A 24,256-nucleotide genomic window follows, 5' to 3' on the forward strand; every position below is an offset into this window, starting at 1 on the left:
GACTGCGCGCCGTCTCGCTCGAGGAATCGCATGCAGCCGAAGCAGCTCGTCGCCGTCGCGGTGGCCGTCCTGGGCGGACTGCTCGGTCCCCACGCCCCGGCTGCCACCGTCGCCGGCGTCAGCCCGCAAGGCGAAGTCGCGCAGGTCCGGCAAGTCGTCGTCAAGTTCTCGGAAAGCGTCGTCGCCTTCGGCGATCCGCGACTCGCCGATCCGTTCGTCGTGCAGTGCCAGGGGCCGGTGCCGAGCGGGCAGGGCCGCTGGATCAGCGATCGCGCCTGGACCTACGACTTCGACGAGGCGCCCGGCCCCGGCCTCAAGTGCCGCGTCAGGCTCAAGGCCGGCTGGAAGCCGAGCGCGGCGAACGCCTCGGCGCTGACCGGTGCGACCGACTTCACGTTCCAGACCGGCGGCCCGGCGATCGTGCAGACGCGGCCCTGGCCGGGCTCGGAGATCGCCGAGGACCAGCACTTCATCCTGCAGCTGTCGGGGCCGGCGCTCGAGGCGAGCGTCGCCGACAAGGCCTGGTGCGAGGTCGACGGCCTCGGCGAGCGGCTGCCGTTGAAGCTCGTCGTCGGCGCCGCGCGCGAAGCCGCGCTGAAGTCGCAGCGCATCGACAAGCGCCTGCACGCCCGCACCCTCGTTGCCGGCTGCGGCCGGCCGCTGCCGAACGACACGGCGGTGCGGCTCGTCTGGGGCGCGGGCATCGCGGCGCAGGGGAATCCCGCGGTCATGACGCGCGGCGAGCAGCGCGAGCGTTTTCGCGTGCGCAAGCCCTTCGTCGCCGAGTTCGGCTGCGAACGCGAACGCGCCGGCGCGCCTTGCCTTCCGATCCGGCCGATGAGCCTCGGCTTCTCGGCGCCGATCGCGCGCGCCCTCGCGCAGCAGGTGCGGCTGAAGAGCACGGCCGGCACGAGCTTCGCGCCAGTGAACGACCGCGGCGACCCGTCGACCGCGGTCACGAGCCTGACCTTCCCGGTCCCGCTGCCCGAGAACGCTCGCTTCACCGTCGAGCTGCCCGCGGACCTGAAGGACGACGCCGGCCGCGCGCTCGCGAATGCCGCGAGCTTCCCGCTCGCGGTGGCGACCGGCGAGGCGCCGCCGCTCGCCAAGTTCGCCGCCGCGCCTTTCGGCGTGATCGAGTACGAGACCGACGCGAAGGGGCAGACGGCGCAGGCGCTGCTGCCGATCACGCTGCGCCACGTGCAGCCGGACCTGCGCGACGGCGCGCCTGCGCCGTCGCCGGCCGCGTCTTCGGCTGCGCCGCCTCCGGCGCCGCGGGGTTCGGTGCGCATCAAGCGCCTGGCGAGCGACGCCGAAATCCTCGACGGCTACGCGAAGCTCAAGCGCTGGCACGAGAGCGAGCTGACGGCGAAGGAAGCGGGCCGGCCCGAGCGCGAGTGGTTCACGCAGCGCATCGAGCAGGACGCGCGCGGGCGCAACCGGGTCGTCCGCGAAGAGCGCCGCATCGCGACGCGCGAGCTGCCGCTGCTGGCCGGCGACGCGGGCGCGCGCACGCTCGACCTGCCGCCGTTGCGCGGCGGCGACCCGCGGCCTTTCGAGGTGATCGGGCTGCCGATCGCCGAGCCCGGCTTCCATGTCGTGGAGGTCGCGTCGGTGCGGCTCGGTGCCGCCTTGCTCGACAAGCCCGCACCGCTGTACGTGCGCACCGGCGCGCTCGCGACCAACCTGGGCGTGCACTTCAAGCACGGCCGCCAGAGCAGCGTCGTCTGGGTCACGTCGCTCGACCGCGGCAAGCCCGTCGAAGGCGCCGAGGTCGTCGTCAACGACTGCCGCGGCAAGCCGATGTGGACGGGCCGCACGGACGCGCAGGGCCTGGCGCGCATCGACCAGCCGCTCGACGACGGGCTGGACGGATCGTCGGGCCGCGCATGCGCCGTGCCCGAGGGCCTGTTCATCACCGCGCGCAAGCCGCTGGCGGCACGGCCGTCGGTGATCGACACCGCCTTCGTCTTCAGCAGCTGGCAGAAGGGCATCGAGAGTTGGCGCTTCGACGTCGCGACGAGCCGCGATCCGCAGCCGGACCTGCGCGCGCACACCGTCTTCGATCGCACGCTGCTGCGCGCCGGCGAGACGGTCTCGATGAAGCACTTCATCCGCGCCGAAACCGCCAAGGGCCTGCTGCCGCTGGCGCCGCAGGAGCTGCCGACGCGCCTCAGGCTCGTCCACCAGGGCAGCGGCGAAGAGACGGTGCTGCCGCTCGCCTGGGCCGGGCAGCGGCATGCGCTGTCGAGCTGGAACATCCCGGCCGCGGCGAAGCTGGGCGTCTACGAGGTGGTGCTCGAACGCGACGCGCCGAAGGACGCCGCGACGAGCGCGAACGAAGCGGGGCAGGGCCCGCGCACCCGCTTTCCGGCCGGCGACTTCCGCGTCGAGGAGTTCCGCGTGCCGCTGCTCGACGTGAAGCTCGTAGGCCCGAAGGAGGTGCCGATCGCGCCGGCCTCGTTGCCGATCGCGCTGCAGATGAACCATCAGTCGGGCGGCGGCGTCGCGGCGGCGCCGGTGCGGATCTCGGCCTTGCTGAAGCCGCGTGCGCCGAACTTCCCCGGTCGCGAGGACTTCCGCTTCGAGCCGCCGCGCGATCCGAAGGTCGTCGCCGGCGAGGAGAGCGAGCCGACGAACGAGGCCGCCGGCCGCCTCGTCGTCGACAAGCTCGCGGCGAAGACCGATGCGAAGGGCGCCGCGAGCCTGACGCTCGACAAGCTGCCGGCGATCGAGCGCCCGAGCGAGCTGCTCGCCGAGGCCACCTTCAACGACCCGAACGGCGAGGTGCAGACGGTCGCGACCCGCATCGGCTTGTGGCCGGCCGCGGTGGTGGTCGGCGTGCGCGCCGGCTCGTGGGTGAGCCAGCACGGCAAGACGCGCTTCCAGGTGATCGCGCTCGACACCGCCGGCCGCGTGCTGGCCGGCCAGGCGCTCGCGGTGCGCGCGCGCCTGAGCGAGACGCTCTCGACGCGCAAGCGCATGGTCGGCGGCTTCTACGCCTACGACAACCGCACCGAGCTGCGCGAACTCGGCACCGTGTGCAGCGGCACGAGCGATGCGCAGGGGCTGCTGAATTGCGAGGCGAGCCTCGACACCGCCGGCCAGGTCGAGCTGATCGCGAGCGCGAAGGACGCGCAAGGCCGCACGGCGCAGGCGGCGACCAGCGTCTGGGTCACGCGCGCCGGCGAGCTGTGGTTCGCGCAGGACAACGACGACCGCATCGACCTGCTGCCCGAGCGCAGGAGCTACCAGCCCGGCGAGACCGCCCGGCTGCAATTGCGCATGCCGTATCGCGAGGCGACGGTGCTGGTCGGTGTCGAGCGCGAAGGCGTGCTCGCGACCCGGGTCGTCACGCTGCGCGGCGACGACCCGACGATCGAGCTGAAGATCGAGCCCGGCTGGGGCCCGAACGTCTACGTCACCGCGCTCGCGCTGCGCGGCCGCGTGCGCGAGGTGCACTGGACCAGCTTCTTCCAGTGGGGCTGGAAGCAGCCCTTCGCGTGGTGGCGCGCATGGCGCGACGAGGGCCCCGGCTACCAGGCGCCGACCGCGATGGCCGACCTGAGCAAGCCTTCGTTCAAGGTCGGCATGGCCGCGCTGCAGGTCGGCATGGCCGAGCATGCGCTGCAGGTTGCCGTCGGCAGCGACAAGCCGGCGTACCAGGTGCGGCAGAAGGCGGTCGCGCGGGTGAAGGTCAGCCACGCCGGCAAGCCTGCGGCGGGGGCGGAGATCGCGTTCGCCGCGGTCGACGAGGGCCTGCTCGCGCTGCGCGACAACGCCTCGTGGGACCTGCTCGACGCGATGTTCCGCAGCCGCCCCTGGGGCGTGGAGACCAGCACGGCGCACAACGAGATCGTCGGTCGGCGTCACTACGGCAGGAAGGCCGTGGCAGCCGGCGGCGGCGGCGGCCGCGGCGCGACGCGCGAGCTGTTCGACACGCTGCTGCTGTGGAAGGGCCGCGTCGCGCTCGACGCGAACGGCGAGGCGACGATCGAGGTGCCGCTGAACGATTCGCTGACGAGCTTCCGGCTGGTGGCAATCGCCGACGACGCCGGCCCCGACGGCACGCCCCGCTTCGGCAGCGGCAGCACGACGATCCGCGTCACGCAGGACCTGCAAGTGCTCGCCGGCCTGCCGCCGCTGGTGCGCGAAGGCGACCGCTACACCGCACTGGTCACGCTGCGCAACACGACCGCGCGCGAGATGCGCGTGAAGGCGACGCTGGCCGGCACCGCGCTGCTCGACGGCCTCGGCGACGCGGCGAGCGCCCGTGCGCTGGCCGCGACGGCGGCGAGCGGCGACCCGCGCATCGAGCGCCGCCCGGTCGCCCCGGCCGCGCAGGAGGTGCGGCTCGGCCCCGGTGCCGCGCAGGAGCTGAGCTGGCCGATCGAGGTGCCGCCCGGCGCGTTCAGCATCGGCTGGGAGCTGTCGGCCGAGGAACTGGACCGTGCCGCCAACGAAGCGGCGCGCGATCGCGTCAAGCTCACGCAGCTCGTCACGCCGGCGGTGCCGGTGCGCGTGCTGCAGGCGACGCTGGCGCGGCTGGACGGCCGGTACACGCTGCCGGTCGCGCCGCCGGCCGATGCGCTGCCGCTGGCCGCTGCGGGGGAGGGCGGTGCAAAGCGCGGCGGTCTCACGCTCGGTCTGCAACCGAAGCTGAGCGGCGCGCTGCCGGGGCTGCGCCGCTATTTCGAGACCTACCCCTTCGCCTGCCTCGAGCAGAAGGCCTCGAAGGCGGTGGGCCTGCGCGACGCACCGATGTGGCAGACGGTCGCCGAGACGCTTGCGACCTACCTGGACGCCGACGGCCTCGCGGGCTACTTCCCGCCCACGGCCGCCGACGCCGCGCGCGGCAGCGACCGGCTCACCGCCTACCTGCTCGCCGCCACGCACGAGGCCGGCTTCGCGCTGCCCGAGCCCGCGAAGACGCGGATGCTCGACGGCCTCGCCGCGTTCGTCGAAGGCCGCATCGAGCGGCGCTTCTGGGCGCCGGCCTTCGCGGCCTCGCGCGACGTCGATGTGCGCAAGCTCGCGGCGATCGAGGCGCTCGCGCGCCACGGCCGCGCGCAGGCGAGGCAGCTCGGCTCGATCGACCTCGCGCCCGACACCTGGCCGACCGCGGCGGTGATCGACTGGCTGTCGATCCTCAAGCGCGTGCAGGGCCTGCCGCGGCAGGCCGAGCGGCTCGCCGAGGCTCAGCAGATCCTGCGCGCGCGCATGACGCTGGGCGGCACCACGCTGAAGTTCAGCAACGAGGACGACGACTTCTGGTGGTGGCTGATGGACAGCGCCGACGCCAACGCCGCGAAGCTGATCCTCGCGGTGCTCGACGACCCGGCCTGGAAGGACGAGCTGCCTCAGATGGTGGTGGGCAGCCTCGCCCGGCAGAAGCGCGGCGCCTGGCTCACGACGACCGCCAACCTCTGGGGCTCGCTCGCGCTCGACAAGTTCTCGGCGAAGTTCGAGTCGCAGCCCATCGCCGGCAAGACGGTCGCCAGCTTCGGCAACGCGACGCAGGGCTTCGACTGGTCGGCGCAGACCAGCCCCGCGTCGAGCAGCGCGCGGCTCGTGCTGCCCTGGCCCGCCGGCGCGAACGGCGTGTTGAACGCCGAGCAGCAGGGCAGCGGCACGCCCTGGCTCACCGTGCAGAGCACCGCGGCGATCCCGCTGAAGGCGCCGCTGCGCGCCGGCTACGGCATCAAGCGCACGGTGAGCGCGGTGACGCAGAAGCTGCCCGGCCGCTGGAGCCGCGGCGACGTGATGCGCGTGCGGCTCGAGATCGACGCGCAGGCCGACATGAGCTGGGTCGTCGTCAGCGATCCGGTGCCCGGCGGCGCGACGCTGCTCGGCTCCGGCCTCGGCCGCGACTCGGCGATCGCCGTCGGCGGCGAACAGCGTGAAGGCAGCGCCTGGCTCGCGCACCAGGAGCGCAGCTTCGAGGCCTGGCGCGGCTACTACGAGTTCCTGCCGCGCGGCCGGCACGTCGTCGAGTACACGCTGCGCCTGAACAACCCCGGCCGCTTCGGGCTGCCGCCGACGCGCGTCGAGGCGATGTACGCGCCGGAAACGTTCGGCGAGGTGCCGAACGGCAGCGTCGACGTGCTGCCATGAAGCGCCGGATCGCGTGGGCCGTCGCCGCGGCCTCCTGCAGCGCAGCGCTGGCGCTGCCGAGCTTCGACGACGTGAAGGCCGCCCACCGCCCCTCCGACCTGCGCTTCGTCGATCGCCACGGCAGCACGATCCAGACGCTGCGTACCGACCGCAGCCTGCGCCGGCTCGACTGGGTCGCGCTCGAAGAGCTTTCGCCGGCTCTCACCACCGCGCTGGTCCAAAGCGAGGACCGGCGCTTCTTCGAGCACGGCGGCGTCGATTGGGGCGCGGTCGCGCGCAGTGCCTGGGGGACGTGGCGCGACGAACCCTCGCGTGGCGCCTCGACGCTGACGATGCAGCTCGCCGGCTTGCTCGACGCCGGGCTCGCGCGGCCGGCGCGCGGGCGCAGCGTCGGGCAGAAGCTCGGGCAGGTCGCCGCGGCGCGCGAGCTCGAAGCGCGCTGGAGCAAGCGGCAGATCCTCGAGGCCTACCTTAACCTGGTCGGCTGGCGCGGCGAACTGGTCGGCGTCGGCGCGCTCGCGCAGACGCTCTACGGCAAGTACCCGAGCGGCCTCGATGCGCAGGAGGCTGCGGTCGCGGTCGCGTTGCTGCGGGGGCCGCAGGCGACGCCGGACCGCGTCGCGCAACGCGCCTGCGCGATCCTGAAGTCGCAGCGGCTCGATTGCGCCGGCGTCGCCGCGCTCGCGCACGATGCTCTGGCGCGCAGCGGCGCCATGCCGCTCGGGGAGCAGCTCGCCCCGCACTTCGCGCGCGCGCTGCTGCGCGAAGGCGCGGCGATCGATGCGCAGGGCCGCGTCCGCACCACGCTCGACGCGCGCGTGCAGCGCACCGCGCTTGCCGCGCTGCGCCGGCAGATGGCCGAGCTGCAGGGCCGCAATGTCGAGGACGGCGCGGTGCTGGTGCTCGACAACGCCAGCGGCGACGTCATCGCCTGGGTCGGATCGAGCGGGCGCTGGTCGGATGCGCCGGCGGTCGACGGCGTGCTCGCGCGCCGCCAGCCGGGCTCGACGCTGAAGCCCTTCGTCTACGGCCTCGCCTTCGAGCGGCGGCTGATCACGCCGGCGACGCCGCTCGACGATGCGCCGGCGCAGTTCGCCACCGCCGCCGGCCTCTACCTGCCGCAGAACTACGACCGCGATCACAAGGGCTGGGTCAGCGCGCGTGCTGCCTTGGGATCGAGCCTCAACGTCCCGGCGGTGCGCGTGGCCGCGATGCTGGGGCCCGACGCGGTGTTCGAGCGCCTGAACGCCTTCGGGCTGGGCCTGCGCGAAACCGGCGGCTACCACGGCCACGCGCTCGCGCTCGGCGCGGCCGACACGACGCTGGCCGCGCTGACCAACGCCTACCGCGCGCTGGCGCGCGGCGGCGTGTGGGCGCCGGTCGCGCTCGGCGCGGCGGGCCGCGAGCGTCGCGTCGCGGCGGCCGATGCGAGCTGGCTCGTCGCCGACATCCTGGCCGACGACGGCGCACGCGCGCAGACCTTCGGCCTCGCCAGCGCGCTCGCGACGCGCGGCTTCGCGGCGGTGAAGACGGGCACCAGCAAGGACCTGCGCGACAACTGGTGCATCGGCTTCACCGACCGCTACACCGTCGGTGTCTGGATCGGCAATGCGAGCGGCGCGCCGATGCATGCGGTCAGCGGCATCAGCGGCGCGGCGCCGGTGTGGCAGCAGGTCGTCGCGGCGCTGCATGCGGATCGACCGTCGCGAGCGGCGCCGGCGCCCGCGGGACTCGAACGCACGCGCATCGAGCCCGGCATCGCGCGCGAGGCGGCGCGCGACGAATGGCTGCTCGCCGGCACCGCGGCCCGGCCGGTGGCGTGGCCGCGACGGCAGCACGGCGCGCCGCCGCCGACCGACGCCGGCGCGCCGGCGCGGGTCGTCGGCATCGCCCATCCCCGCGACGGCAGCGTGTTCGCGCTCGACCCCGACATCCCGCCCGCGCTGCAGCGCCTGCGCTTCGAGGGCGAGCCCGGCATCTGGTGGCTCGACGGCCGGCGGCTCGCGCCCGGCGCGCAGCACCGCTGGCTGCCGCGGCCGGGGCGGCACGAGCTGAAGCTGGTCGGCGCCGACGACGGCGCCGAGCACGTGGTGCGCTTCGAGGTGCGCGGGCCGCGCATGCCGCTGGCGGCGGCACGCTGAGGCGCGCGCGCCGTCACGGCGGCGTGCGCGCGACGACCCAGGCCTGCACCGACGCCGCCCCGGCCTGCAGCAGCGTGCGCGCCGCCTCGTGGACGGTCGCGCCGGTGGTCATCACGTCGTCCACCAGCACGAGGTGACGGCCGCGCAGACGCTCGGCGGCCGCCGGCTCGACGACGAAGGCGCCGCGCAGCGCCTGCAGGCGTTCGGCACGGCGGCGGCTCGACTGCGGCGCGGCGTCGAAGCCGCGTCGCAGCGCGTGCCGGTGCCACGGCCGCCCGACGAGCGCGGCGAGCCGCTGGGCGATCACCGCCGCCTGGTTGTAGCCGCGCTCGCGCAGCCGCGCCGCGCCGAGCGGCACCGGCAGCAGTGCATCGGCCGGCGGGCTGCCGGCGGCATGCCAGGTGCGTTGCAGCAAGGCGGCGAGCGCAGGTGCGAGATCGAGCGCAGCGTGGAACTTGAAGTCCTGCAGCAGGCCGTCCCAGGGGTGGCCGTAGTCGGCCGCGGCGAGCGCGCCGGCCAGCGGCGGCGGCTCCTTGACACAGGCGCCGCAGATCCCGGCGTCACCCGGCAAAGGCAGCGCGCAGCGCCGGCAGCGCGAACGCAGCGGCGCCCAGCGTTCGAGGCAGGCGGCGCAGACGCGACCCGCGCTCCCGCGGCTCGCGCCGGCGCAGATCGCACAGGTGTTCGGCCACGCGACCAAAGGCCCGCGCGGCAGCGAGGTGAACGAGGACATGAGGCAGGCGCGCGGCGCGTGATGAGAGCCGCGGATACTGCCCGGACCGATGCACGACAGCCTCCCCAACCCGAGCGATCCGAGCCCCCCGCAACCCGCGGCGGTGGCGGCGCTGCTGCGCCGCGCGGCGCGCGCGGGCGAGGCGCCTTGGCTGCACCGCGAGATCGCGCGGCGCATGACCGAGCGGCTCGGCTGGATCAAGCGGCGGCCGGCGCGGGTGCTCGACTGGTGGAGCGTGCAGGGCGGCTCGCTGGCCGCGTTGCGCGAGGCGCTGCCGCGCTCGCGCATCGATGCGGTCGAGCCGAGCGCGGCGCTGCGCGACGCGGCGCGGGCGATGCGGCGTTCGCCGTGGTGGTCGATGCGGCGCTGGACGCAGGAAGCGGGCGACGCCTGGCTCGAGGGCGAGGCGCCGGCCGACGGCGCGGCGCAGCTGCTGTGGTCGAACATGGCGCTGCACTGGGCGCCGGACCCGGCCGCACTGTTCGCGCGCTGGCGGCGCGCGCTCGCGGTCGATGGCTTCGTGATGTTCTCGTGCTTCGGCCCCGACACGCTGCGCGAACTGCGCACACTGCATCGCCACCGGGGCTGGGGTGCGTCGGGCCACGGCTTCATCGACATGCACGACCTCGGCGACATGCTGGTGGCCGCCGGCTTCGCCGACCCGGTGATGGACATGGAGGCCCTGCAGTTGCACTGGGCCGACGCAGCATCGATGCTCGCCGAGCTGCGCACGCTCGGCGGCAACGCGGCCGCGACGCGCTTCGCGGGTTTGCGCACGCCGCGCTGGCGTCGAGGATTCGTCGAGGCAACCGCTGCGACGCTCGCGGGTGCCGACGGCCGGCCAGCGCTCGGCTTCGAGATCGTCTACGGCCATGCGTTCGTGCCGGCCGCGCGATTGAAGGTCGAGCCGGAAGTCCGCGTGTCCGCCGACGCCCTGCGCCGCATGGCACGCGCGGGGGCGTCCGGGTCGGCTTTGCCTTGAGAGGGCGAGGAGCGTCGCGATAAACTCTCGCGGCTCCGCGAACCGGACGTCCGTGTCGGGCTGGAGCGCCTCCCCCGATTCCTTCGCAGCATGTCAGCAGCGTCCATCGCAACGCCTTCGGGCACCACGCGCTTGAGGTTCGGTCGCGTGCACGCAGCGGCCGGCCTGCCCTTGCGCGAGGCGAACGGCTCGATCGAGTGGCTGCTCAAGCGCAACTGTTCGCTGAAGCCGCAGCAGCTGTTCGGCGTTTATGCATCCCTGTGCGTGATTTCGCTGACCATCGCCACATACTTCTGGCTCAACGGCGCGACCCTGGTCATGCCGTTCGCGTGGGCCGAATTGCTCGTCGTCGGCGCGGCATTGCTGGTCTATGCAAGGCATGCCGCCGACCGTGAGTTGATCACTCTGCAATCGGGCCGGCTCGTGGTCGAGCATCTTCACGGCGGGCGCGTCGAGCGGGCCGAATTCCAGCCGGATTGGGTGCGCGTCGAGCCTCGGCGCGACGATCGTTCGCTGATCGAGCTGTCCGGCCAGGGCGCGACGATCGCGGTGGGCCGCTACGTGCGGCCCGAGTTGCGGCCCGCGTTGGCCGACGAGTTCCGCGCGACCTTCCGGCAATGGCCCGAAGGGCGCTGGGCGGGCGAGGACCCGAAGCGCTAGGCCGCGAGCCGCCAGCGCCGAGAGAGATTTGTTCTGGAAGCGAGCACGATGAAGACCGAGAAAGCCCCGACCCGTTGGATCGCGCCCATCGCGCGCGCCTGTGCCGCCGTCGCGACCACGCTCTACGCCGCCGGCGCGCTGGCCGTGAACAGCCTGCCCGGCGGACCGGCGGTGAACCAGCTGGATATGCACCCGCCGGTCACGCGCATCGCCGCCGAACAGCAGTGGCTGCACTACTTCATGCTGTGGATCTGCCTGGCGATCTTCATCGGCGTTTTCGGCGTGATGTTCTATTCGATCTGGAAGCACCGCCGCTCGAAGGGCGCGAAGGCGGCGCACTTCCACGAATCGACCACGGTCGAGATCGCCTGGACCATCGTGCCGTTCGTGATCGTGATCTTCATGGCGCTGCCGGCCACGAAGGTCGTCGTCGCGATGAAGGACACCACCGGCGCCGATCTCACGATCAAGGCGACCGGCATGCAGTGGAAGTGGGGCTACGACTACATCAAGGGCGAAGGCGAGGGCATCGCCTTCGTCTCGACGCTGGACAACACCCAGCGCCTGATGAGCGACAGCGGCAAGCCCGAGCCGACCGACAACTACCTGCTGAAGGTCGACAACCCGTTGGTGGTGCCGGTCGATCGCAAGGTGCGCATCATCACGACGGCCAACGACGTGATCCATGCGTGGATGGTCCCGGCCTTCGGCGTCAAGCAGGACGCGATCCCGGGCTTCGTGCGCGACACCTGGTTCCGCGCCGAGAAGACCGGCGACTACTACGGCCAGTGCGCCGAGCTCTGCGGCAAGGAGCACGCCTACATGCCGATCCACGTGAAGGTGCTGTCGCAGGCCGACTACGCGGTGTGGGTCGAGGGCGAGAAGAAGAAGCTCGCGGCCAAGGCCGACGATCCGGGCAAGGTGTGGGCGCTGCCGGAGCTGGTCGCGCGCGGCGAACAGATCTACGCCGCCAACTGCCAGGCCTGCCACCAGGCCAACGGCAAGGGCATGGGCCCGATCAAGGCGCTCGACGGCTCGGCCGTGGTGCTCGACGCCGACAAGTCGAAAGAGATCGCGATCCTGCTGAACGGCGCGGCCAACGGCGCGATGCCGTCGTGGAAGCAGCTGTCGGATACCGACATCGCCGCGGTCATTACCTACACCAAGAACCACTGGTCGAACGCGACCGGGCAGCTCGTGCAGCCGGCCGACATCGTCGCGCAGCGCAAGTGATGGAAGCCCCCGATCGAACCGCCTACAGCACGAGGACACGAGCATGAGCGCAGTACTTGATCACCACGGCGGCCACGCCCACGACGAACCGCACGACCACCCGCATGGCTGGCGCCGCTGGGTCTTCGCGACCAACCACAAGGACATCGGCACGCTGTACCTGCTGTTCTCGCTGACGATGTTCATGATCGGCGGCGTGCTCGCGCTCGGCATCCGTGCCGAGCTGTTCCAGCCGGGGCTGCAGGTCGTCAATCCGGAGCTATTCAACCAGCTCACCACGATGCACGGGCTGATCATGGTGTTCGGCGCGATCATGCCGGCGTTCGTCGGCTTCGCGAACTGGATGGTGCCGCTGCAGATCGGCGCGGCCGACATGGCCTTCGCGCGGATGAACAACTTCAGCTTCTGGCTGCTGATTCCCGCGGCCGTGATGCTGGTCGGCTCGTTCTTCATGCCCGGCGGCGCGCCCTCGGCGGGCTGGACGCTCTACGCGCCGCTGACGCTGCAGATGGGCCCGAGCATGGACGCCGGCATCTTCGCGATGCACATCCTCGGCGCGAGCTCGATCATGGGCTCGATCAACATCGTCGTGACGATCCTGAACATGCGCGCTCCCGGCATGACGCTGATGAAGATGCCGCTGTTCTGCTGGACCTGGCTGATCACCGCCTACCTGCTGATCGCGGTGATGCCTGTGCTCGCCGGCGCGATCACGATGACGCTGACCGACCGCCACTTCGGCACCAGCTTCTTCAACCCGGCCGGAGGTGGCGACCCGGTGATGTACCAGCACATCTTCTGGTTCTTCGGTCACCCCGAGGTCTACATCATGATCCTGCCGGCCTTCGGGATCGTGAGCGCCATCATCCCGGCCTTCGCCCGCAAGCGGCTGTTCGGCTACACGTCGATGGTCTACGCGACGGCGTCGATCGCGATCCTGTCGTTCATCGTGTGGGCGCACCACATGTTCACGACCGGCATGCCGGTGACGGGCCAGCTGTTCTTCATGTACGCGACGATGCTGATCGCGGTGCCCACCGGCGTGAAGGTGTTCAACTGGATCGCGACGATGTGGCGCGGCTCGATGACCTTCGAGACGCCGATGCTGTTCGCGGTCGGCTTCATCTTCGTGTTCACGATGGGCGGCTTCACCGGCCTGATCCTCGCCGTGGCGCCGGTGGACATCCAACTGCAGGACACCTACTACGTCGTCGCGCACTTCCACTACGTGCTGGTCGCCGGCTCGCTCTACGCCATGTTCGCCGGCTTCTACTACTGGTGCCCGAAGTGGACCGGCGTCATGTACTCCGAGACGCGCGGCAAGATCCACTTCTGGGGCTCGTTGATCTTCTTCAACGTCACCTTCTTCCCGATGCACTTCCTCGGGCTGGCCGGCATGCCGCGCCGCTATGCCGACTACCCGATGCAGTTCGCCGACTTCAACATGCTGGCCTCGATCGGCGCCTTCGGCTTCGGGTTGATGCAGGTGTACTTCGTGTTCTTCATCGTGCTGCCGGCGATGCTGGGCAAGGGCGAGAAGGCGGTCGCGAAGCCCTGGGAAGGCGCCGAAGGTCTCGAGTGGGAAGTGGCGTCGCCGGCGCCTTTCCACACCTTCGAGACGCCGCCGAAGCTGAACGTCGCGGCCACCCGCATCGTCGGCTGAGGCGCATCCGAGAGCGCACGCAGGATCCATCGCGATGGCCCCGAACCGCGAACAGCGCAAGAGCAACCTGAGGCTGGCCTTGATCCTGGCCTCGATCGCGCTCGCTTTCGCGCTCGGCTTCGTCGCCAAGATCGTGCTGCTCGGGCGCTGAGGCGGATGCGATGAGCGACGCCCCGCGCGAAGCACGCGCCTCCGCCCGCGCGCACCGCCTGCTCGGCGCCGACAACCGGCGGCTCCTTGGCAAGCTGGCGGTCGTCACCGCGCTGATGTTCGGCTTCGGCTATGCGCTGGTGCCGATCTACCGGACGATCTGCGAGGCGCTCGGCATCAACGTGCTGTCGCTGTCGGAGCGCACGGTGAGCGGCCAGTCGGCTGCTCCCTCCAACAGCCAGATCGATCGCAGCCGCGTCGTCACGATCGAGTTCGACGCCAACGTCAGCGGTCCCTGGGACTTCAAGCCCGCGGTCCGTTCGATCGACGTGCATCCCGGCGAGCTGACGACGGTGATGTACGAGTTCCGCAACGTGCAGAACCGCAGCATGGCCGCTCAGGCGATCCCGAGCTACGCGCCGCGGCAGTCGATGGCCTATTTCCAGAAGGTCGAGTGCTTCTGCTTCAACGAGTACCAGCTCGCGCCCGGCGAAGCCAAGAGCTGGCCGGTCGTCTTCACGATCGATCCGAAGCTGCCGCGCGACGTGCGCACCATCACGCTGAGCTACACCTTCTTCGAGGTCGGCGGCAAGACGCCCGCGGCGCCGAAGGCGGCGCTGCAGGATTCGGCGCCGAAGGCGGCGCTACGGGATTCGGCGCCGAAGGCGGCGCCCCACGATGCCGCGCCGCGCAGCACCGCCGCGGTGAAGGCCGGAGCGCCCGGATGAGCGACGGCTTCAAGGCCGCCGTGCAGCGCCGCGGCTCGTTCGCGCAGACGCTGAAGGCTGTCGGCTGGTCGTTCTTCGGGGTGCGCCGGTCGGCCGACTACGAGCGCGACGTGAACCAGCTCAATCCGGTGCACGTGCTCGTCGCCGGCGTCGTCGCGGCGGCGGTCTTCATCGTCGTGCTGCTGCTGCTCGTGCGCTGGATCGTCGGCAGCGGCGTCGCGGCCTGAGTTCGTCCTTCGTTTCCCGCATCACTTCCAAGAGGCTTCCAGGAGAGAGCATGTCGGCAGCCAGCCCCGGGCACGCGCCCTATTACTTCGTTCCGGCCCCGTCGTGGTTCCCGGTGGTGGCCTCGGTCGGCCTGTTCTTCGTGATCCTCGGCGCAGGCCAGTGGATCAACGGCCATGCATGGGGCGCTTACTCGCTGGTCGGCGGGCTGGCGCTGTGGGCCTTCGTGCTGCAGGCCTGGTTCCGCGCGGCGATCCACGAAAGCGAGACCGGCCTCTACAACCAGCGCGTCGATGTCTCGTTCCGCTGGAGCATGAGCTGGTTCATCTTCTCGGAGGTAATGTTCTTCGCGGCCTTCTTCGGCGCGCTTTACTGGACGCGGCTGCATTCGGTGCCGAACCTCGGCGATCCCGAGAACGCGCTGCTATGGCCCGACTTCAAGGCCGCCTGGCCGAGCGTCGTGGCCGGTGCGACGACCTCGCCCGCGAACATCGTCGCGCCGTTCACGACGATGGGGCCGTGGCCGATCCCGACGATCAACACCGCGCTGCTGCTGACCTCCGGCGTCACGCTGACGATCGCCCACCACGCGCTGCGCGAGAACCATCGGGGCCGCTGCATCGCCTTCATGTGGCTCACCGTGCTGCTGGGCGTCACCTTCCTGGGCTTCCAGGTCTACGAGTACATCCATGCGTACACCGACCTGAATCTCAAGCTCAACAGCGGCGTCTACGGCTCGACCTTCTTCATGCTGACCGGCTTCCACGGCTTCCACGTGTTCGTCGGCATGCTGATGCTGCTGTTCATCACGCTGCGGTTGATGAAGGGCCACTTCACGCCGGACCGCCACTTCGGCTTCGAGGGCGCGGCCTGGTACTGGCACTTCGTCGACGTGGTATGGCTGGGCCTGTACATCGTCGTGTACTGGTTTTGAACGACGCGGCGCTTGCCGGTGCACGAAGAGCGCCTCGCGGCGCTCTTCTTCATTGCAGGCTCACCGGGGCTGCAGCGGCAGCCCGGTCGGCTGGATCCAGCCCAGCTTGTAGGCCAGCAGGATGAACAGGAACAGCGCGACCGACAGCCCGATGCGCAAGGCCAGCGCATGGAGCATGCGGTTGCTCTTCGGTGCGCCGTCGCGGCCGTCGTTCAACAGGGCGCGGCCCGCCGCGGCGAGCGCGAGCACGATGGCGACGAAGGCGGCGACGATGATCCATTTCATGGTCGGGCCATCGTATGGCATCGATTCGCCCGTGCCGTCGATGCGGGCATGGCGACGATGAGCCCGCGGCTGCGTCGGGCGATCGTGCTGCTCGCGGCCGTCGCGATGACGGCGCTGACCGCGCGGCTGGGCTTCTGGCAGCTCGGCCGCGCGCAGCAGAAGGAGGCCTTGCAGAGCCAGCGCGAGACGCGCCGCGGCGAGCCGCCGCTCGCGGCCGCCGAGCTCGCGCGCACCGCGCAGGCCGCTGCGGCCCAGCACGATCGCCGCATCGTGCTTGCCGGCCGCTGGCTGCCTCAGCACGCGGTCTTCCTCGACAACCGCCCGCTCGAGGGCCGCGCCGGCGTGCTGCTGGTGATGCCGCTCGAGCTCGCCCCCGGCGACACGGTCCTTGTGCAGCGCGGCTGGGCGCCGCGCGATCCGGTCGATCGCAGCCGGCTGCCCTCGGTGCCGAGCGCGCCGGGCCGGGTGCTGGTCGAAGGCGTCGTCGCGCCGCCGCCGGGCCGCACGCTGGCCCTCGGCGCCGAAGGCCGGGGCATGCTCCGGCAAAATCTCGATCCCGAAACCTTCGCCCGCGAGACCGGTCTGCCCTTGCGGCCGCTTTCGATCCGGCAGGACGAAGGCCCACCGGACGACGGCCTCGTGCGCCGCTGGCCGGCCCCGGCGACCGAGGTGCCCAAGCATCGCGGCTACGCCTTCCAGTGGTTCGCGCTCAGCAGCTTGACGGTCGCCTTGTATGTCTGGTTCCAACTCCTCGGGCCCTGGTGGCGTCGGCGGCGTGCGGCCTGAAGCCGCGGCGCTCGCCGAGCCGCTCGCCTTCACCGTGCACAGCCTGCCCAGCCCCGCGCTGGCCGACGACCCGCGGCAGCGCCACGGCCGGCTGAAGATGCTGCTGGTGCTGCTGGTCTGCGCGGCCCCGGTGATCGCCTCCTACTTCACCTACTACGTGATCCGCCCGAGCGGCGGCACGCAGCACGGCACGCTGATCGAGCCGCAACGGCCGATCCCGCCGGCCGCGGAGCTGCCGCTTGCCGACCTGCAGGGACGTGCGGTCGATGCGAAATCGCTGCAGGGGCAGTGGCTGTTCGTCGTCGTCGCCGGCGGTGCCTGCGATGCGCCGTGCGAGCGCCAGCTCTACCTGCAGCGCCAGCTGCGCGAGACGCTGGGCAAGCACAAGGACCGTGTCGACCGCGTCTGGCTCATCGACGACGGCGTCGCGCCGCGCGCCGAGCTGCGTGCGGCGCTCGAGGGCACGACGCTGCTGTTTGCGCCGCGCGAGGCGCTCGGCAAGTGGCTCGGCGCCGCGCCGGGCCATGCGATCGGCGATCACTTCCACCTGGTCGATCCGCGCGGCCATTACATGCTGCGCTTCCCGGCGCCGAGCCAGGCCGCCGGCATCAAGCGCGACCTCGACCGCCTGATGCGCGGCTCCGCCGCCTGGGACAAGCCCGGCCGCCCCGGCGAGACGCCATGAGCGGCACCGAGCTCGTCGACCTGAAGCCGCTGCTCGCGCTGCTGGGCGTGGCCGTGCTGCTCGCGGCGCTGCCGCTGGCCTGGACGCTGCGCCGCACACGCGGCGCGCCGGCCGCGCGGCGCCTGCGTGCCCTCACGGTGCTGACGCTCTTCCTCACCTTCGACCTGGTGCTCTTCGGCGCCTTCACGCGCCTGAGCGATTCCGGCCTCGGCTGCCCCGACTGGCCCGGCTGCTACGGCACCGCCAGTCCGCTGCACGCGCGCGACGACATCGCGATGGCCGAGGCCGCCCAGCCGACCGGGCCGGTGACCCACCGCAAGGCCTGGATCGAGATGATCCACCGCTACCTCGCGATGGCGGTGGGCGCGCTGATCGTCGCGATCACCGCCTGGAGCTGGTGGCTGGCGCGGCACGCAGCGGCCAACAAACAGCGCGCGAGCGGCGCGTCGCCGTGGTGGCCGACCTTCACGCTTGCCTGGGTGCTGCTGCAGGGCGCGTTCGGCGCGTGGACGGTGACGCTCAAGCTGTACCCCGCGATCGTCACGCTGCACCTGCTGGGCGGCTTGGTGCTGCTCGCGCTGCTGGCGGCCCAGGCCTGGCGCGACGCGGCGCCGGTCGAGGTGAGCGCGGGGCTGCGCGCGCTGGTGCTCGGCACCGGCGCACTGGCCTTCGGGCAGATCGCGCTCGGCGGCTGGGTCAGCACGAACTACGCGGTGCTCGCCTGCACCGATTTCCCGACCTGCCACGGCGTGGTCTGGCCCTCGATGGATTTCGCGCAGGGCTTCGAGCTGCTGCGCCCGCTCGGCGCGCGCGCCGACGGTGGCTACCTGAGCTTCGAGGCCTTGACCGCGATCCACATGGCGCACCGCCTCGGCGCCGCGGTGCTGCTGATGGCGATCGGCGTGCTGGTCGCGCGCCTGTGGCGTCACGAGGCGCTGCGGCCCATCGCGCGCGGCCTCGTCGCGGTGCTGGCATGGCAGCTCGCCACCGGCGTCGGCAACGTCGTGCTCGGCTGGCCGCTCGCGGCGGCGCTCGGCCACACCGGCGGCGCGGCGGTGCTGGTGCTGCTGATGACGGCGCTGGCGGTGCGCGTTCGCGGCGCGGCAAGCGCGCCGGTGCGCGCCACCGGGCGCGCGCCAGTGCTCGGCAAGGCGGAGGTCTGAGGATGGCGCACGCCGTGCCCGAGACCGACGCCGTCGCGGCGGCGCCGGGCTGGCTCCTGCGCTGGCGCCAGTTCAGCGCGCTGACCAAGCCGCGCGTCGTCCAGCTCATCGTGTTCTGCGCCGCGATCGGCATGCTGCTCGCGGTGCCCGGCTGGCCGAGCGCGGCGGCCTGGCGCGTCGCGCTGGCGGCCACGGTCGGCATCTGGCTCGTCGCCGCATCGGCGGCGGCGTTCAACTGCATCGTCGAGCAGCAGATCGATTCGCGGATGAAGCGCACCGCGTGGCGGCCGACCGCCCGCGGCGAGCTGTCCACCGCGCACACGCTGGCCTTCGCGACGCTGCTCTGCGGCGCCGGCTCCGCCGTGCTGTGGTACTGGGTGAACCCGCTCACGATGGGCCTGACCTTCGGCACCTTCGTCGGCTACGCGATCGTATACACCGTGCTGCTGAAGCCGGCGACGCCGCAAAACATCGTGATCGGCGGCGCCTCGGGCGCGATGCCGCCGGTGCTCGGCTGGGCAGCGATGCGCGGCGAAGTCGGCGCCGAGGCGCTGATGCTGTGCCTGATCATCTTCCTGTGGACGCCGCCGCACTTCTGGGCGCTGGCGCTCTACCGCGCCGACGACTACGCGCGCGCCGGCCTGCCGATGCTGCCGGTGACGCACGGCAACCAGTTCACCCGGCTGCAGATCCTGCTCTACACCTTCGTGCTGTTCGCGGCGACGCTGCTGCCCTTCGTCTACGGCATGAGCGGCTGGGTCTACCTGGCGTTCGCGCTGGTGCTGGGCGTCGCGTTCTGCGCGTACGGCTTCCGGCTCTGGCGCGACTACAGCGAAGCGCTCGCGCGCCGCACCTTCCGCTTCTCGATCTGGCACCTGATGCTGCTGTTCGCCGGCCTGCTGCTCGATCACTACCTCGCGCCGTGGCTGCGCGCGCCGGCTTGAGCCGGAACCTCGAAGGACACGCGATGACCGACCGACGCCATCTGCTGCTCGCCACCACCTCGCTGTTCGTGCTCGCCGCCTGCGGCGAGTCCGGCAGCGGTGCCGCCGCGCCGGCCGGCGGCTTCAAGGGCGTGGACATCACCGGCGCCGACTACGCCAAGGGGTTTTCACTGCCCGACGCGCAAGGCAAGCCTCGCACGCTCGACGAATTCAAGGGCAAGGCCGTCGTCGTCTTCTTCGGCTACACCCAGTGCCCCGACGTCTGCCCGACGACCATGGCCGAGCTCGCCGCCGCGAAGAAGCAGCTCGGCGCCGACGGCGACAAGCTCGCCGCGGTCTTCGTCACCGTCGATCCGGAGCGCGACACGCCCGAGATCCTGCGCGCGTACATGTCGGGCTTCGATCCGGCCTTCGTCGCGCTGCGCGGCAGCGTCGACGAAACGCTGGCGCTCGCGAAGAGCTACAAGGCCTTCTTCCAGAAGGTGCAGGGCAAGGACCCGGCGAACTACACGATGGACCACACGGCGGGCGCCTACGTCTACGACCCGGCCGGCCGCGTGCGGCTGTTCGTGCGCTACGGGCAGCCGGTCGATGCCTGGGTGGCGGACCTCAAGTACCTGATCGCCGGGTGACCGCCGCCCCTCGGCTGCTTCATGGCGCCGGTTGAGGGGCGCCGCTGGCGACCGCCGTCAGCGCCGGATCCGCGGCGGCTCGCGGAAAGAACAAAGGGGCGCACTGCGCCCCTTTGTTCATTGGTGAAGCTGGCCTCAATAGGCTGAGAGGGTCTTGCGCATCTTCTTCATCGCGGCCACCTCGATCTGCCGGATGCGCTCGGCGCTGACGCCGTACTCGCTGGCCAGGTCGTGCAGCGTCAGGCCGCCCGAGCCGTCGTCGTTCACCTTGAGCCAGCGCTCCTCGACGATGCGGCGGCTGCGCGCGTCGAGCGCGTCGAGCGCACGCAGCACGCCGTCGCTCGCCATCGCGTCGCGGTGCCGCGCGTCGAGCACGCGGGTCGGCTCGTGGCGCTCGTCGGCGAGGTAGGCGATCGGCGCGAAGCTGTCCTCGCCGTCGTCGTTGTGCGGCTCGAGCGCGATGTCGCCGCCCGACAGGCGCGTCTCCATCTCGATCACGTCCTCGCGCTTGACGTTCAGGTCGCGCGCGACGAAGTCGATCTCGGCGTCGCTGAGCGTGCTGCGGTGCGTCGCGCCCTCGACGCCTTCGGCCCGAAGCGCCTGCTTCTTCGAGCGCAGGTTGAAGAACAGCTTGCGCTGAGCCTTGGTGGTGGCCAGCTTCACCAGCCGCCAATTGCGCAGCACGTATTCATGGATCTCGGCCTTGATCCAGTGCAGCGCGTAGCTGACGAGGCGCACGCCCTGCGACGGATCGAAGCGCTTGACGGCCTTCATCAAGCCGACGTTGCCTTCCTGGATCAGGTCGCCGTGAGGCAGGCCGTAGCCGAGGTACTGGCGCGAGACCGACACCACCAGCCGCAGGTGCGACAGCACCAGCCGGCCGGCGGCTTCGAGGTCGTTGCTCTCCTTCAGCCGGCGGCCGAGTTCCTGCTCCTCTTCGGCGCTCAGCATCGGCAGGCGGTTCACCGCGCCGATGTAGGCGTTCAGGTCGCCCAGCGAGGGCACCAGCGACCAGGGGTCGCGCACCGCGAGCGCGTGACCCGCCGCGGGGGCCGGCAGCATCGAGGAAAGCGGAGTCGAGGCAGCAGTAGACATCGATGAACCTCCTGGAAGGCCGCAAGTTTAGCAGTCGGGTTTTGAGAGTGCTAAGAGACCGCACCGGTTCACTTCGGAGCCAGGCGGCATCGCAATCCAGTGTTCACCGGCGCGAAACGATAAGCAGGCGCTCACCAAAGAAAACGCCGGCCCCCTCGGACCGGCGGTCGGGTGGGCGCGGCGGCGCTCAGTGCACGCCGGGCAGCGCCACGTCCACCAGTCCCATCTCCGGCGAGTTGAGCAGCGCCTGGATGTCCAGCAGGATCAGCGTGCGCTCGGCGATCGAGCCGAGGCCGGTGATGTAGGCCGCGTCGATCGCGCAGGAGACCTGTGGCGCCGAGCGGATCTGGTCGGAGGCGAGTTGCAGCACGTCGCTGACGGAATCGACCACGATGCCGACGGTGCGTGCGCCCAGGTGCAGCACGATCACGACGGTGAAGCCGTCGATCACCGCGCTGGGCGCGCCGAAGCGCTGGCGCAGGTCGACCACCGGCACGATCACGCCACGCAGGTTGATGACGCCACGCATGTGCGCCGGCGCGTGGGCGATGCGTGTCGGCGGCTCGTACGAACGGATCTCCTGGACCTTCAGGATGTCGATGCCGTATTCCTCGCTGCCGAGGCGAAAGCTCAGCACCTCCTGGGTGCTCGCGGTGGCCCCCGTGCGGGCCTCGGATGCGTGGGCGGCTTGGCTGGCGATCATGGAAAGGTCTCCGCGGAGCAGGTCGAAGCGCCACCGGGCGCCTGCATGCCGGTCATTGCAACATCGCGAGCACGACGCAGCGGCGCGAAAAGCGCCGTGATTCGGCCCTGTCTTCCGGCCTCGTCGGCCTTCGCCGGCGGGTTCGTCAGCGCAGCGTCAAGGCCGGGCTTGCCGGCAGGCCGTCATGATCGCGATCGTCGCAGGCCGCGCCTTGCGCCGCGACGCCTACCGACCACCGTGAAACGCCGATGCACATCCTCCTTGCCGAAGACGACCCCGCGCTGGCCGAACTGACGATGCGAGCGCTGCGCTCGCAAGGCTGGGCGGTCGACCACACGCCGCGCGGCGAGCCGGTGGCCGCCTCGGTGAAGAGCGATCCCTACGACCTGCTGGTGCTGGACATCGGCCTGGCCGGCATCGACGGCATCGAAACCTTGAAGCGCGTGCGCGCCCAGGGCTCGACGCTGCCGGTGCTGATGCTCACCGCGCGCGACGCGATCGAAGACCGGGTGCAGGGCCTCGAGACCGGCGCCGACGACTACCTCGTCAAGCCCTTCGCGCTGGCCGAGCTGATCGCGCGCATCAAGGTGCTGACGCGCCGCCACGCCGCGCGGCAGGCCACGGTGCTCGCGATGGGCAGCCTGCGCATGGACCGCGAGGCGCGCCGCGCTTGGATCGGCGAGCAGCCGCTCGAACTCTCGGCGCGCGAGTGGGCGGTGCTCGAGTACCTGCTGGGCCGCGTCGGCCACGTGGTCGGCAAGGAGCAGATCCTGCAGGCGATCAGCGGCTGGGACGACGCGCTGTCGGAGAACGCGGTCGAGGTCTATGTCTCGCGGCTGCGGCCGAAGATCGAGCCGGCCGGCCTGCGCATCCGCGCGGTGCGCGGCTTCGGCTACCTGGTCGAGGAACAGGGCGCCCCGGTCGCCGCAGGCTGACGCGGCCCACCTCTTCCGGCCATGCTGCGCAGCCTCAAGGCCACCCTGATGGTCTGGGTGGTGGCGCTGATCGTGCTGCTGGTGCCGCTGCGCCTGTACTTCGAGCTGCGCGTGCAGCTGAGCCGCACCGATGCCGCCTACGACGTCGGCCTGAGCGATTGGGCGCTGGCGCTCGGCAACCTGGTGCGCCTCGACCAGGGCGAGGTCAGCTTCAACCTGAACGAGCAGACCGAAGCCTCGCTACGCACCACCAGCACCGACGACAAGACCTATTACGCGGTGCTCGACCCCGCCGGCCGCCGCGTCGCCGGCGATCCGCCGCTGGCCGAGCTGCCGCTCGCCTTGCGGCGCGGTGAGCGCCGGCTGCTCGACGGATCGATCGACGGCCGGCCGGTGCGCGTGGCGGCGCATGCGGTGCTCTGCGGCATGCGGCTGTGCCAGGTGCGCGTCGCCGAAACGCTCGGCAAGCGCGAGGCCGCCCGGCGCGAGGCGCTGCACTTCGCGCTGTGGTTCGCGCTGGTCTTCGGCCTGGTGCTCGCGGTCGCGATCTGGCTCGCGGTAAGTCGCGCGATGCGCCCGGTCGCGTCGATCAACGAACAGCTCGCGCAGCGCTCGCTCGACGACCTGCGCCCGCTCGAGCCGGCGGTCACCGGACCGGTGGCGCCGCCGCAGGGGCGGCTGCCTTCGGAAATCGCGCCGCTGGTGCATGCGATCGACCAGCTGCTGCAGCGCGTGGCGGGCGACGCGGCGCGCCAGCGTCACTTCATCGCCGACGCCGCGCACCAGCTGCGCACGCCGCTGGCCGCCTTGCATGCCGAAGCCGAGCTGGCGCTGCTCGAATCGCATCCGCCCGCGGTGCACGCGACGCTGCAGCGCATGCACCGCTCGACGCGGCGGCTGACGCGGCTGGCCGACCAGCTGCTGTCGCTCGCGCGCAGCGAGGCGGCGGTGCGGGCGGCGGTGCCGGGCGAGTCGGTCGATCTCAAGCGCGTCGCGCAGGACGCCGCGCAGGACTGGGTGCCGCGCGCCCTCGAACGCGGCGCCGACCTCGGCTTCCAGCTCGAGCCGGCCACGGTGCGCGGCTCGCGCCACCTGATCGGCGAGCTGCTCGCGAACCTGCTGCACAACGCGCTCGAATACGCGGCGATCGATCCGGCGCGGCCGGCGCGCATCACCGTTCGCACCGCGCAGGCCGGGCCCGACGGGACGCCGCGGCCGATGCTGGAGGTCGAGGACAACGGCCCCGGCATCGCGCCGGCCGAACGCCGCCGCGTGCTTGAGCGCTTCTACCGCGCGCCCGGCTCGCCCGGCGCCGGCAGCGGCCTGGGCCTCGCGATCGTCGCCGACATCGCCCGGGCCCACGGCGCCGGCGTCGAGCTGCTCGACGGCGAGGACGGCGGCGGCCTGAAGGTGCGGGTGGTGTTTCCGCGGAACAGCCCGGGTCCGGCCACGGGCGCTTGAGTCG

Annotated in this window: 21 protein-coding genes; 17 read left to right on the plus strand and 4 right to left on the minus strand. The window is 71.7% G+C overall.

Annotation, left to right across the window (positions count from 1 at the left end; translation table 11 throughout):
* Positions 1-30: 30 nt before the first annotated feature.
* The gene (locus VFR90_RS02410) at positions 31-6,114 is read left to right on the plus strand and encodes an alpha-2-macroglobulin family protein (protein ID WP_326404376.1); all 6,084 of its coding nucleotides are present in this window, start codon (positions 31-33) and stop codon (positions 6,112-6,114) included.
* Positions 6,111-8,255, plus strand: coding sequence for a penicillin-binding protein 1C (gene pbpC / locus VFR90_RS02415; RefSeq protein WP_326404377.1), 2,145 nt, complete (start codon positions 6,111-6,113; stop codon positions 8,253-8,255). Before VFR90_RS02410 ends, pbpC begins: the two co-directional genes overlap by 4 nt.
* Before the next feature lie 13 nt (positions 8,256-8,268).
* Here the strand turns inward: pbpC and VFR90_RS02420 are convergent, their stop codons facing one another.
* On the minus strand, positions 8,269-8,988 hold the full coding sequence (locus VFR90_RS02420) for a ComFC family protein (protein WP_326404378.1): 720 nt from the start codon (positions 8,986-8,988) through the stop codon (positions 8,269-8,271).
* Positions 8,989-9,037: 49 nt separating this feature from the next.
* On the opposite strand from VFR90_RS02420, the gene VFR90_RS02425 reads away from it, so the two are divergent.
* The 8 genes from VFR90_RS02425 (at position 9,038) to VFR90_RS02460 (ending at position 15,563) form a co-directional block, all read left to right on the plus strand.
* On the plus strand, positions 9,038-9,970 hold the full coding sequence (locus tag VFR90_RS02425) for a methyltransferase domain-containing protein (RefSeq protein WP_326404379.1): 933 nt from the start codon (positions 9,038-9,040) through the stop codon (positions 9,968-9,970).
* Between the two features lie 147 nt (positions 9,971-10,117).
* Positions 10,118-10,630 carry a DUF2244 domain-containing protein gene (locus VFR90_RS02430; protein WP_326404380.1) on the plus strand — a complete coding sequence of 171 codons (513 nt, stop codon included), beginning with the start codon at positions 10,118-10,120 and terminating at the stop codon, positions 10,628-10,630.
* Positions 10,631-10,678: 48 nt separating this feature from the next.
* Entirely contained in the window at positions 10,679-11,863 is a 1,185-nt protein-coding gene (gene coxB / locus VFR90_RS02435; protein ID WP_326404381.1) for a cytochrome c oxidase subunit II, read from the plus strand.
* Positions 11,864-11,906: 43 nt separating this feature from the next.
* The gene (gene ctaD / locus VFR90_RS02440; protein WP_326404382.1) at positions 11,907-13,526 is read left to right on the plus strand and encodes a cytochrome c oxidase subunit I; all 1,620 of its coding nucleotides are present in this window, start codon (positions 11,907-11,909) and stop codon (positions 13,524-13,526) included.
* A 34-nt stretch (positions 13,527-13,560) separates the two neighbouring features.
* Positions 13,561-13,677: a cytochrome oxidase small assembly protein gene (locus VFR90_RS02445; RefSeq protein WP_326404383.1), complete on the plus strand. Its 117-nt coding sequence runs from the start codon at positions 13,561-13,563 to the stop codon at positions 13,675-13,677.
* 10 nt (positions 13,678-13,687) lie between these two features.
* Complete coding sequence (locus VFR90_RS02450; RefSeq protein WP_326404384.1) at positions 13,688-14,404, plus strand: cytochrome c oxidase assembly protein; 717 nt, start codon at positions 13,688-13,690, stop codon at positions 14,402-14,404.
* On the plus strand, positions 14,401-14,631 hold the full coding sequence (locus VFR90_RS02455; protein ID WP_326404385.1) for a DUF2970 domain-containing protein: 231 nt from the start codon (positions 14,401-14,403) through the stop codon (positions 14,629-14,631). The genes VFR90_RS02450 and VFR90_RS02455 overlap by 4 nt, the downstream gene beginning before the upstream one ends.
* A 50-nt stretch (positions 14,632-14,681) precedes the next feature.
* On the plus strand, positions 14,682-15,563 hold the full coding sequence (locus tag VFR90_RS02460; protein WP_326404386.1) for a cytochrome c oxidase subunit 3: 882 nt from the start codon (positions 14,682-14,684) through the stop codon (positions 15,561-15,563).
* A gap of 60 nt (positions 15,564-15,623) precedes the next feature.
* Here VFR90_RS02460 and VFR90_RS02465 read toward each other — a convergent pair whose 3' ends face one another.
* Positions 15,624-15,848 carry a DUF2909 domain-containing protein gene (locus VFR90_RS02465; RefSeq protein WP_326404387.1) on the minus strand — a complete coding sequence of 75 codons (225 nt, stop codon included), beginning with the start codon at positions 15,846-15,848 and terminating at the stop codon, positions 15,624-15,626.
* 48 nt (positions 15,849-15,896) lie between these two features.
* Here VFR90_RS02465 and VFR90_RS02470 point away from each other — a divergent pair, with 48 nt between their 5' ends.
* The 5 genes from VFR90_RS02470 to VFR90_RS02490 are packed head-to-tail and all read left to right on the plus strand — an operon-like array spanning position 15,897 to position 20,058.
* On the plus strand, positions 15,897-16,634 hold the full coding sequence (locus tag VFR90_RS02470; protein WP_326404388.1) for an SURF1 family protein: 738 nt from the start codon (positions 15,897-15,899) through the stop codon (positions 16,632-16,634).
* Positions 16,582-17,319, plus strand: a complete 738-nt coding sequence (locus VFR90_RS02475; RefSeq protein ID WP_326404389.1) for a redox-active disulfide-containing membrane protein — start codon at positions 16,582-16,584, stop codon at positions 17,317-17,319. The genes VFR90_RS02470 and VFR90_RS02475 overlap by 53 nt, the downstream gene beginning before the upstream one ends.
* Positions 17,316-18,482 carry a COX15/CtaA family protein gene (locus VFR90_RS02480; protein ID WP_326404390.1) on the plus strand — a complete coding sequence of 389 codons (1,167 nt, stop codon included), beginning with the start codon at positions 17,316-17,318 and terminating at the stop codon, positions 18,480-18,482. Before VFR90_RS02475 ends, VFR90_RS02480 begins: the two co-directional genes overlap by 4 nt.
* A gap of 2 nt (positions 18,483-18,484) precedes the next feature.
* Positions 18,485-19,426: a heme o synthase gene (gene cyoE, locus VFR90_RS02485; RefSeq protein WP_326404392.1), complete on the plus strand. Its 942-nt coding sequence runs from the start codon at positions 18,485-18,487 to the stop codon at positions 19,424-19,426.
* A 23-nt stretch (positions 19,427-19,449) separates the two neighbouring features.
* Positions 19,450-20,058: an SCO family protein gene (locus VFR90_RS02490; RefSeq protein WP_326404393.1), complete on the plus strand. Its 609-nt coding sequence runs from the start codon at positions 19,450-19,452 to the stop codon at positions 20,056-20,058.
* 135 nt (positions 20,059-20,193) lie between these two features.
* On the opposite strand, the gene rpoH is transcribed toward VFR90_RS02490, so the two are convergent.
* Together rpoH and VFR90_RS02500 are read right to left on the minus strand one after the other, a co-directional pair.
* Entirely contained in the window at positions 20,194-21,153 is a 960-nt protein-coding gene (gene rpoH, locus VFR90_RS02495; protein WP_326404394.1) for an RNA polymerase sigma factor RpoH, read from the minus strand.
* A 187-nt stretch (positions 21,154-21,340) separates the two neighbouring features.
* Entirely contained in the window at positions 21,341-21,856 is a 516-nt protein-coding gene (locus VFR90_RS02500) for a chemotaxis protein CheW (RefSeq protein WP_326404395.1), read from the minus strand.
* A 248-nt stretch (positions 21,857-22,104) separates the two neighbouring features.
* Between VFR90_RS02500 and VFR90_RS02505 the strand changes: the two genes are divergently transcribed.
* Together VFR90_RS02505 and VFR90_RS02510 are read left to right on the plus strand one after the other, a co-directional pair.
* Positions 22,105-22,791, plus strand: a complete 687-nt coding sequence (locus VFR90_RS02505; protein WP_326404396.1) for a response regulator — start codon at positions 22,105-22,107, stop codon at positions 22,789-22,791.
* 21 nt (positions 22,792-22,812) lie between these two features.
* Complete coding sequence (locus VFR90_RS02510; protein ID WP_326404397.1) at positions 22,813-24,252, plus strand: sensor histidine kinase; 1,440 nt, start codon at positions 22,813-22,815, stop codon at positions 24,250-24,252.
* Positions 24,253-24,256: the final 4 nt, after the last annotated feature.

It is taken from the genome of Methylibium sp. (assembly GCF_035762065.1).
GTDB lineage: Bacteria > Pseudomonadota > Gammaproteobacteria > Burkholderiales > Burkholderiaceae_C > Methylibium.

Bases quoted from the DNA above. Each gene is read 5' to 3' on its own strand.
- VFR90_RS02510 (WP_326404397.1), top strand. From the start codon at position 22,813: ATGCTGCGCAGCCTCAAGGCCACCCTGATGGTCTGGGTGGTGGCGCTG.
- VFR90_RS02465 (WP_326404387.1), bottom strand. From the start codon at position 15,848: ATGAAATGGATCATCGTCGCCGCCTTCGTCGCCATCGTGCTCGCGCTC.
- VFR90_RS02500 (WP_326404395.1), bottom strand. From the start codon at position 21,856: ATGATCGCCAGCCAAGCCGCCCACGCATCCGAGGCCCGCACGGGGGCC.
- ctaD (WP_326404382.1), top strand. From the start codon at position 11,907: ATGAGCGCAGTACTTGATCACCACGGCGGCCACGCCCACGACGAACCG.
- VFR90_RS02505 (WP_326404396.1), top strand. From the start codon at position 22,105: ATGCACATCCTCCTTGCCGAAGACGACCCCGCGCTGGCCGAACTGACG.
- VFR90_RS02455 (WP_326404385.1), top strand. From the start codon at position 14,401: ATGAGCGACGGCTTCAAGGCCGCCGTGCAGCGCCGCGGCTCGTTCGCG.
- VFR90_RS02425 (WP_326404379.1), top strand. From the start codon at position 9,038: ATGCACGACAGCCTCCCCAACCCGAGCGATCCGAGCCCCCCGCAACCC.
- coxB (WP_326404381.1), top strand. From the start codon at position 10,679: ATGAAGACCGAGAAAGCCCCGACCCGTTGGATCGCGCCCATCGCGCGC.
- VFR90_RS02410 (WP_326404376.1), top strand. From the start codon at position 31: ATGCAGCCGAAGCAGCTCGTCGCCGTCGCGGTGGCCGTCCTGGGCGGA.
- VFR90_RS02420 (WP_326404378.1), bottom strand. From the start codon at position 8,988: ATGTCCTCGTTCACCTCGCTGCCGCGCGGGCCTTTGGTCGCGTGGCCG.
- VFR90_RS02460 (WP_326404386.1), top strand. From the start codon at position 14,682: ATGTCGGCAGCCAGCCCCGGGCACGCGCCCTATTACTTCGTTCCGGCC.
- cyoE (WP_326404392.1), top strand. From the start codon at position 18,485: ATGGCGCACGCCGTGCCCGAGACCGACGCCGTCGCGGCGGCGCCGGGC.
- VFR90_RS02475 (WP_326404389.1), top strand. From the start codon at position 16,582: ATGTCTGGTTCCAACTCCTCGGGCCCTGGTGGCGTCGGCGGCGTGCGG.
- pbpC (WP_326404377.1), top strand. From the start codon at position 6,111: ATGAAGCGCCGGATCGCGTGGGCCGTCGCCGCGGCCTCCTGCAGCGCA.
- VFR90_RS02450 (WP_326404384.1), top strand. From the start codon at position 13,688: ATGAGCGACGCCCCGCGCGAAGCACGCGCCTCCGCCCGCGCGCACCGC.
- VFR90_RS02445 (WP_326404383.1), top strand. From the start codon at position 13,561: ATGGCCCCGAACCGCGAACAGCGCAAGAGCAACCTGAGGCTGGCCTTG.
- VFR90_RS02490 (WP_326404393.1), top strand. From the start codon at position 19,450: ATGACCGACCGACGCCATCTGCTGCTCGCCACCACCTCGCTGTTCGTG.
- VFR90_RS02480 (WP_326404390.1), top strand. From the start codon at position 17,316: ATGAGCGGCACCGAGCTCGTCGACCTGAAGCCGCTGCTCGCGCTGCTG.
- VFR90_RS02470 (WP_326404388.1), top strand. From the start codon at position 15,897: ATGGCGACGATGAGCCCGCGGCTGCGTCGGGCGATCGTGCTGCTCGCG.
- rpoH (WP_326404394.1), bottom strand. From the start codon at position 21,153: ATGTCTACTGCTGCCTCGACTCCGCTTTCCTCGATGCTGCCGGCCCCC.